Below are 1,511 nucleotides of genomic sequence, written 5' to 3'. Positions count from 1 at the left end.
GCCCCCATCACTGCCGATTCGCTGAGGATGTGACCGATGGTGACGAAACCTCCCACCAACGTGCACGAACTGCAGGCGTTCCTGTTCGGCGACACATCGGGCAATGAAGGCCGCAGTGCGGCCGCCGCCGGGCTGTCCACGAGGTTGATGCTGCTGCAGGCGCGCTTCAACGCCTGCGTGAAGGAAGCGGTGTCCGGCAATCCGCCGCCGGAGGCGTACCAGGACTGGCTGGTGCAGCAGGTCGAGCGACTGCGTGCCGATCGCGAAGAGCTGACCGGCCTGCGTGTCTACCTCAACAGCGACGGTGTGCCCGCGGAGATCTACATCTTGCCGGCTGGCGCCACCGACGTGCAGGCCAACCGCATCGACATTCCGCTGCACCCCTCGCTGGAGCTGGGGTTGAGCGATGACTTCTGGGAAACGGACGCGTTGTGGCCGGAAGAAGACCGCCCGCGCATGGGGATGAGCGCATGAGCAACGAGACGACGAAGCCGGCGACCACGCCGGACATGGAAGGCCAGCAGGCGTTCGAGAAGTTCGACCGCCTGCTGCGCCGCGTGCAGAAGGGCTCGCCTTCGCGTGCCACCGGGGCAGCGCTGATCGCGGCCAAGGCCGAGTACAACGCCTTCCTGCCGGTCCTGCAGCCGATCGGGCAGGGGATGCTTACCCGCGCGATCGCGACGCTCGGGGCCATCGAAGGGCGGCTGAAGCTGCCGCCCTCGCACAAGCTCTCCGGTAACGACTTCAAGAACCGGCGCTTCGGGACGTTCGAGGCCGGGCAGTTCCAACTCAACGAGGACGCCTCGCTGTACGTCAGGGCCAAGGCCCAGGCTGAAGCAACGCTCGACGTGGAGATCCGCCTGTTCACGCGGAAGGTGCGGGCCTTCGTACCCRCCATCGCGGTGATCGATGGCAAGCGCCGCCAGGTGGACCTGTTCGACGGCTCCAGCTTCGTCACCGCCGACAGCTACGAGGAACTGGCGGACAAGATCGTCAGTCGGGTGCAGGCGCAGCTCGATGCGCTGCCCCCGTCGCCGTCGCGCGTTCCCACGTGCGACACCGGCAGCCGGGAGGCGATGTACGAGTGGTTCGAGAAGATGGCCGACCAGGGCCTGGACTTCCACCCCGATGACGTCGGCGAGGACATCGTCAACGCCGGAACGATGCAGAGGGTGTTCACCGACGAAGAAGCCACGCAGGTGCGCGAGATCGTACGTGGGCTGTTCGCGCAGCATGGCGGCATGGTCTAYGACGCAGCGCTGGCCGCTACCGGCGTTAGCGACGACCCAGACGATGGTGAGGACGACGAATGCTCCCTGCGGCCCTAAGCGCTGCCTGGCCCGAGCACCTGGACACCGCGCAGTTTCGCGCGTGGTTCGGGCAGTCGCAGGTCGTGGACGCGCAGGGGCGCCCTCTGGTGGTCTACCACGGCACGACGCCGTGGACCAAAGCGGACGGCCGCCAGCTGGGCAACATCGAGATCTTCGATCGCTTGGCGTCGGTCAACATCG

At 66.7% G+C, this 1,511-nt stretch carries 3 protein-coding genes; all 3 read left to right on the top strand.

Annotated features, from left to right (window positions below):
- The first annotated feature begins 36 nt into the window (after positions 1-36).
- Positions 37-474: a hypothetical protein gene (locus tag AC04L7_RS18485; RefSeq protein ID WP_436001210.1), complete on the top strand. Its 438-nt coding sequence runs from the start codon at positions 37-39 to the stop codon at positions 472-474.
- The gene (locus tag AC04L7_RS18480) at positions 471-1,328 is read left to right on the top strand and encodes a hypothetical protein (protein ID WP_475513669.1); all 858 of its coding nucleotides are present in this window, start codon (positions 471-473) and stop codon (positions 1,326-1,328) included. Before AC04L7_RS18485 ends, AC04L7_RS18480 begins: the two co-directional genes overlap by 4 nt.
- On the top strand, positions 1,310-1,511 hold a 202-nt coding region (locus AC04L7_RS18475), incomplete at its 3' end, for a hypothetical protein (protein WP_475513668.1). The genes AC04L7_RS18480 and AC04L7_RS18475, both read left to right, overlap by 19 nt.

This window comes from Pseudoxanthomonas sp. LjRoot204_2, assembly GCF_056175765.1.
This window is presented reverse-complemented; position numbering and strand designations above follow the sequence as displayed.